Genomic DNA, 6246 nt, shown 5'->3' with positions numbered 1-6246 from the left:
TCGCCGCGCTGTGGGGAGACGGCACCACTTCGTCGAGCGACGGACAGCAATTTCATGCCGGGGGCCGTGGGGCCGCGATCGGCGACATCAACGCGCGCAGCGGCAACGAACCAGGCGTTGCCTTCTACACCCATGTCTCGGATCGATATGACCCCTTCGCAAGTCGGGTGATCGCGGCGACCGCTGGCGAAGCGCCCTATGTGCTGGATGGCTTGCTGTATCACCAGACCGGCCTGACGATCGAGGAGCACTACACCGATACGGGCGGGGCATCGGACCATGTGTTCGGCCTCATGCCCTTCTTCGGCTACCGCTTCGCGCCGCGCCTGCGCGACATCAAGGAGCGTCGTTTACACCTCCTTCCCGGCCAAGAATCCGGCCCCTTGCTTGCCGGCATGACGGCCGAACCGATCGCATTGGGTCATGTCGCGGCGCATTGGGACGAACTGCTGCGGTTCGCCACGTCGATCCGCACCGGCACCGTCACTGCTTCGGCAATGCTGCGCCGCTTGTCCGCCTATCCGCGACAGAACGGACTGGCCCTCGCACTACGCGAGCTGGGCCGCCTCGAACGCTCCATTTTCATGCTCGACTGGCTGCGCGACATCGACCTGCGCCGGCGCACCCAGGCGGGCCTCAACAAAGGCGAAGCCCGCAACGCGCTCGCCCGCGCGCTCTTCTTCAACCAGCTCGGCGAACTGCGCGATCGTCGGTTCGAGAACCAGACCTATCGCGCCTCCGGCCTCAACCTGCTCGTCGCCGCCATCATCTTGTGGAACACTCGCTATCTCGAAATGGCGCTGGCGGACATCGGCACAGCCGACGAAATCGCACGCCACATCGCGCCATTGGGCTGGGAGCATATCTCGCTGACCGGTGACTATAGCTGGAATGTTGAAGATCAACCCGATCCGGACGCCTTGCGACCGCTGCGCGCCGTCAACTCCCTACTTGCCGCGTGACGTTCGCTATCCGTTCGCCCTTTCCGTGCAGATACGTCACTTTCGTGTAGTCACCCCTTGCAGGCACCGGCGCGGATGAAACCGTTCTGAAGCGGCTGGTCCAGCAGCTTGGCCTGGAATCGCGAGTCCACTTTTTGGGTTCGGTGGAACACGACATTCTACCGCATTTGCTGTGCGCTGCGGACGTCATGGTTCTGCCATCCGAACGCGAAGGGCTTGCCAATGCCTGGATTGAATCGCTTGCCTGCGGGACGCCGGTCGTGATCCCCGACATCGGCGGCGCGCGTGAGGTGGTGGCCGATGTAAGCGCCGGGCGGATCGCGGAGCGCACACCTGAAGCCATCGCCGAGGCCGTGAGCGAACTGCTCCAATCACCCCCGACGCAGGATGCGGTTGCGGCAAATGCTGCGCGGTTCAGCTGGGAAGCCAATGCCAGTGCGCTCGCCGCCATGTACGAAGAAGCGGCGGCGAAGCGTTAGACTTCGCCGCCGCCAATCGGTTTGCCTGCGCTGGATCAAACGCCTTCGCGTGCAATCCGCTCCTGCTTTTCGAGTGCCGTCTCGGTCGGCACGAAGCTGTTCGGGTTTACCTTCAGCCAGATCAGGATGGGCGCCGCCATGTAGATCGAACTGTAGGTACCGACGAAGATGCCGAGCGTGATGGCCGCAGTGAAGCCGAAGATCACGTCAGGCCCCAGCAGCAGCAAGGCCACCAGCGTGATAAGCATCGACAGCGAGGTCACGATCGTCCGGTGCAGCGTCTCATTGACCGAGAGGTCCAGCAGTTCCGGCATCGGCATCCGGCGATACTTCTTCATGTTCTCGCGGATGCGGTCATAAACGACAATCGTGTCGTTCAGCGAATACCCGATAAGCGTGAGCAGCGCGGCCACGATGTTCAGGTCGAACTCCATGCCGGTGACGGCAAAGAGGCCTAACGTCAGGGTCACGTCGTGCACCAGCGCGAATAGCGCGCCCACGCCAAACTGCCATTCGAACCGCAACCAGATGTAGGCCGCAACCGCCAGAGACGCGAGGCCGAGCGCCTTGAACGCATCCCAGCCCAGTTCCTTGGAGACCTTGCCCGATACCGAATCGACGCCGTCGATTCGCGCGTCGGCATGGTTCTTCTTGATGTCTGCGGTGATGGTGCGGGCCATCTTGTCGGCAAGAGCCGCTTCCTGGCCTGCGCCTTCCGGCAGCTTCATGCGGATCGAGATTTCGTTGGGCTTGCCATAGCGCTGGATGATCGGTTCGCCGTAGCCAAGCTTGCCGACTTCTTCGCGCAATTCACCGACTGGCGCTTCGGCGCTGCGTTCGAAAGTCACGCGGATCATCTGACCGCCGATGAAATCGACGCCCAGGTTGAGGCCCTTGGTTAGCACCAGTCCCCAGGAGGCCGCCATCAGGATGATGCTGATGACGTAGAACGGCACACGCCACTTGAGGAAGTGAATGTTGGTGTTGTCGGGTACGAGCTTGAGGAGTTTCATCGGTTTGTCCTCCTCTTAAAGGGCAATGTCGGTGGGGCGCGCACGGCGAAGCCACTGTGCGACCCACATGCGCGTCAGGGTGACGGCGGTGAACACCGACGTCGCGATGCCGATCATGAGAACCACGGCAAAGCCCTTCACCGGTCCCGAGCCGAAGGCGAACATCAGCACGGCGGCAATGACGTTGGTGATATTCGCATCGAAAATAGCGCGGCTGGCTTCCTTGTAGCCAAGCTCCACCGCCTGGACGACCTTGCGGCCGCGGTGTCGCTCCTCGCGGATACGCTCGTTGATAAGCACGTTGGCGTCAACCGCCGCGCCGATTGTCAGCACGAAGCCGGCGATGCCCGGCAGCGTCAGCGTGGTGCCGATTATGCCCATGATGCCAAGGATCATGATCACGTTGATGATCACGGCGAGGTTCGCGTAGACGCCAAAGCGGCCATAGGTGACGAGAATGAACACCGCGAGGGCCAGCGTGCCGACGCCCATCGCGATCACACCCTTGCGGATCGAGTCCGCACCAAGGTCAGGCCCAACGGTGCGCTCTTCCACGACCTTCAGATCCACTGGCAGCGCGCCCGAACGCAGCGAGATCGCCAGCGCGTTGGCGCTTTCGGTAGTAAAGCGGCCCGAAATGATCGCGCTGCCGCCGAGGATCGGCTCGTTGATCGTCGGGGCGGAAAGGACCTTCCCGTCGAGAATGATGGCGAATTGCTTGCCGACATTCTGCGTGGTCAACTTCGCGAACTTCGCGCCACCGTCGGTGTTGAAGGTGATGTTGACGACCGGCTCGTTGGTCTGCTGGTTGTTTGTCTGCTGGGCGTTGGTCAGCTGATCCCCACGGATGCCACCAAGACGCTTGACTGCAATCGACGGTACGCCGCCGCCCTCTGCAGGGCTGACGAAGGGCACGATCTCGCTGCCCGGAGGCGCGATGCCCTGTGCCACGTCCGAAGGCAGGGCCGAAGTATCGACCAGCTTGAACTCGAGCTTGGCGGTCTGACCAAGCAGGTTCTTGAGCGCCTGCGGGTCCTGCAGGCCGGGAACCTGCACGACGATGCGCGTTGGCCCCGAACGGATGATCGTTGGCTCCTTCGTGCCAAGCGCGTCGATACGCTTGCGCACGACTTCAACCGCGGTGTCCATCGCTTGGGTAACGGCCTGCTGGATACCGGCTTCAGTCGGTTTCAGGACGAAGCGGTTGGCATCGACGACGTTGATGTCCCAATCACGTTGGCCGGTAAGCCCTGCCCCATTGGTCAGCGGCAGCACCGCTTCGCGCACTGCATCGACTTGCGAGGCATCGGCGACAACGAAAGTCAGCGCGCCATCGCGGTTGGAAATGTCGCTGATACGGATGTCTTTCCCATCCTGCTTCAGCTTGTTGCGAACCGATTCCTCCATGCCTTCGATGCGCTGCTGGCGCACCTGCGAGGGATCGGCTTCAAGCAGGATGTGGCTCCCGCCCGCAAGATCGAGGCCGAGGTTGACCTTGGGCTCGGGCAGTGCACTCGGCCAACCAAGGCCCAGGGTTGCAGTGAGCGACGGGATGGCGGCCGCAACGCAAACCAGCGTTATCAGCCAAAGCCAGATCACCTTCCAGCGCGGAAATTCGAGCATGGGCGTTCAGCCTTCAGGAAAGTGAGATTAGTCGTTCGCAGGCGAAGAGCCGACAGGCGGCACGATGTCGCCAATTGTGGCGCGCACGGCCTTGACCTTGACGTTCGGGCCGAGTTCCAGCTCGACGTAGTGATCGTCGAGCTTGATCACCTTGCCGATCAGTCCGCCGGCAGTGACGACCATGTCGCCCTTCTTCATGCCTGCGATCTTGGCCTTGTGCTCCTTCTGCTGGCGCATCTGCGGCCGCAGGATCAGGAACCAGAAGATGAAACCCATCGCCACCAGCGGCATGAAAGTCATCCAGGCAGGCGGCTGGCCGGCATTTGCTGCGGCGGCGGAAAGAGTGCTGAGCATCATGGGTCCGTTTCTGGGATCGCAAGGCAAGGATTACAACCGGGCCGACTGCGGTTATCCCGCATTTACCGGCCCCGGCATGAACAAGCGGCGCGGTTAGCAGTTTGAACTGCGCAAGGCAATCTGACGCGCTGGCCGAGAGGCTGGGCACGCCGCAGCCGATCCTCCGAACCTTTCGCCAATCTCGCGCTTGCCATCCTCAAAAGTGCTGCCTATAGGCGCGCTTCCGGTCGGGACGTAGCGCAGCCTGGTAGCGCATCACACTGGGGGTGTGGGGGTCGGAGGTTCGAATCCTCTCGTCCCGACCATTTCAAAAGGCCCGCGAAGCGCTTTGCGCTCGCGGGCCTTTTTGCTGTGTTCATTTTCCTACACCGCGCCTTGTGGTTATATGTCCCTGCGTCCCATAACTCGGAAGGACGCAAGCATGGCAAACTCCGAAGCCCTGATTTCATCGGTCTCCGCAATCATCGACAAGATCATCCCCGATGCCGGCCTGCGCGATCAGGCAAAGCTCGAACTGCTTCGCCTTGAGAGCGCACGAGAATTCAAGCCGCTGAAGACCCGCATTTCGGCGATTCTCGCAGAATCCAGTGCTAACGATCCATGGACTCGGAGAGCGCGCCCCGGCTTTCTTTATGTAATGTATGCGGTGATCCTGTGGGCCCTGCCCATGGGCCTGCTGGCCGGATTCAATCCACTAGCTGCACAGGCGATCATGACTGCGACGAGCACCTATCTCAAGGGACTGCCCGAACCGCTCTACGCTTTGTTCGGCACCGGCTACCTTGGCTATACTGCTGCGCGGCAGTGGGGAAAGGCCCGGGGAACCGACCGCTGAATGCGCAACACCTTGGTTAGTTTCTGGTAACCTCCGACTGATATGAAAGCGGGCATGAGATCGAGGTTGGACCGCTTATCATCGCAATCGCTGGCCGCAGGCAGGCTCTCGCCGCTTGTGGCCGGCCTCGCGCCGCTCGGCATGATCCTTGCGCTTGGCGGATGCGGATCATCTGACAACGAAAAGCTTGAGGCACGGTTGGCAGCGCTCGAAGCCAAGGCAGACGCGGCCGAAAAGCGCTCGCGGCAAGCCTTGAGCATGGCGGCGACGAACAATCCCGCCCCGGTTGTCGAGAGCGGGACGACCGACAGCTTCGGCGAGCCCTCATCGTCGGATGAAGTCACCGATGGCTCGGCTGACAGCGCGATATACGAAAACACCATCGAGGCACCTGCCGGGCCACCGATCGCTCCCGGCTTTTAAAGGGCATCCCCCTCTGGCCCTTGCGACTTTGCCTGCAATGTCTATCACGGCAGGCATTCGCGATCGGGGGATCTGATGACACAAGCTTCCGGCCAAGGCACAACCGTTTACGTGCTCAATGGCCCCAACCTCAACCTGCTCGGCCTGCGTGAACCGGAAATCTACGGTTCGCAGACGCTCGACGACATTGCCGGCATGCTCGAAGATCGCGGCCGCGATCTGGGTCTCGAGATCGACATGCGCCAGTCGAACCACGAAGGCCATCTCATTGACTGGCTCCATGAGGCGCAGGCCGAGGGGGTAAAGGCCGTGCTGCTCAACGCAGGTGCCTACACCCACACCTCGGTGGCGATCCACGATGCGATCAAGTCCATCAAGGTGCCGGTGATCGAGGTTCACCTGTCCAACCCGCACAAACGCGAGGCTTTCCGCCACCATTCCTATGTCGGCATGGCCGCGCTTGGCACCGTCTGCGGCTTCGGCGCAAACAGCTACCTCGCGGCATTGGACGCCGTTTCGCGCCTTTGAAACAGGCGTTTTTCCACTTTCACTGA

The 6246-nt window shown here is 61.7% G+C and carries 7 protein-coding genes, 1 tRNA gene and 1 pseudogene; 6 read left to right on the top strand and 3 right to left on the bottom strand.

The window, feature by feature from the left end; all coding sequences use genetic code 11:
- Both AX703_RS24560 and AX703_RS24555 read left to right on the top strand, forming a co-directional pair.
- Nucleotides 1–962, top strand: a 962-nt coding sequence (locus AX703_RS24560; protein WP_156452198.1) for a Tn3 family transposase, incomplete at its 5' end; no start/stop codon positions are given.
- Nucleotides 963–1030: 68 nt separating this feature from the next.
- Nucleotides 1031–1441: pseudogene (locus tag AX703_RS24555) on the top strand (glycosyltransferase family 4 protein); the annotation flags it as partial.
- Between the two features lie 35 nt (nucleotides 1442–1476).
- Here the strand turns inward: AX703_RS24555 and secF are convergent.
- The 3 genes from secF to yajC are packed head-to-tail and all read right to left on the bottom strand — an operon-like array spanning nucleotide 1477 to nucleotide 4434.
- Nucleotides 1477–2454, bottom strand: coding sequence for a protein translocase subunit SecF (secF, locus tag AX703_RS24550; protein WP_039331115.1), 978 nt, complete (start codon nucleotides 2452–2454; stop codon nucleotides 1477–1479).
- Nucleotides 2455–2469: 15 nt separating this feature from the next.
- The gene (gene secD, locus AX703_RS24545; protein WP_062347938.1) at nucleotides 2470–4077 is read right to left on the bottom strand and encodes a protein translocase subunit SecD; all 1608 of its coding nucleotides are present in this window, start codon (nucleotides 4075–4077) and stop codon (nucleotides 2470–2472) included.
- A 27-nt stretch (nucleotides 4078–4104) separates the two neighbouring features.
- Nucleotides 4105–4434, bottom strand: coding sequence for a preprotein translocase subunit YajC (gene yajC, locus AX703_RS24540; protein ID WP_039331119.1), 330 nt, complete (start codon nucleotides 4432–4434; stop codon nucleotides 4105–4107).
- 228 nt (nucleotides 4435–4662) lie between these two features.
- Between yajC and AX703_RS24535 the strand changes: the two genes are divergently transcribed.
- The 4 genes from AX703_RS24535 (at nucleotide 4663) to aroQ (ending at nucleotide 6220) form a co-directional block, all read left to right on the top strand.
- Nucleotides 4663–4739 (top strand) — tRNA-Pro (locus AX703_RS24535).
- 116 nt (nucleotides 4740–4855) lie between these two features.
- Nucleotides 4856–5269 carry a holin family protein gene (locus tag AX703_RS24530; protein WP_062347936.1) on the top strand — a complete coding sequence of 138 codons (414 nt, stop codon included), beginning with the start codon at nucleotides 4856–4858 and terminating at the stop codon, nucleotides 5267–5269.
- Between the two features lie 66 nt (nucleotides 5270–5335).
- A complete protein-coding gene (locus AX703_RS24525) occupies nucleotides 5336–5692 on the top strand; it encodes a hypothetical protein (RefSeq protein ID WP_062347935.1) in 357 nt (118 codons plus the stop codon).
- A gap of 75 nt (nucleotides 5693–5767) precedes the next feature.
- Nucleotides 5768–6220, top strand: coding sequence for a type II 3-dehydroquinate dehydratase (gene aroQ / locus AX703_RS24520; protein ID WP_062347933.1), 453 nt, complete (start codon nucleotides 5768–5770; stop codon nucleotides 6218–6220).
- The last annotated feature ends 26 nt before the right edge of the window (nucleotides 6221–6246 follow it).

This window comes from Novosphingobium sp. CCH12-A3, assembly GCF_001556015.1.
GTDB lineage: Bacteria > Pseudomonadota > Alphaproteobacteria > Sphingomonadales > Sphingomonadaceae > Novosphingobium > Novosphingobium subterraneum.
Note: the sequence above shows the minus strand (reverse complement) of the source record. Positions and strands in the feature narration are given on the sequence as shown.

Excerpts from the sequence above, each read along its gene's own strand:
- secF (WP_039331115.1), bottom strand. The coding sequence starts at position 2,454 with ATGAAACTCCTCAAGCTCGTACCCGACAACACCAACATTCACTTCCTC.
- secD (WP_062347938.1), bottom strand. The coding sequence starts at position 4,077 with ATGCTCGAATTTCCGCGCTGGAAGGTGATCTGGCTTTGGCTGATAACG.
- yajC (WP_039331119.1), bottom strand. The coding sequence starts at position 4,434 with ATGATGCTCAGCACTCTTTCCGCCGCCGCAGCAAATGCCGGCCAGCCG.
- AX703_RS24530 (WP_062347936.1), top strand. The coding sequence starts at position 4,856 with ATGGCAAACTCCGAAGCCCTGATTTCATCGGTCTCCGCAATCATCGAC.
- aroQ (WP_062347933.1), top strand. The coding sequence starts at position 5,768 with ATGACACAAGCTTCCGGCCAAGGCACAACCGTTTACGTGCTCAATGGC.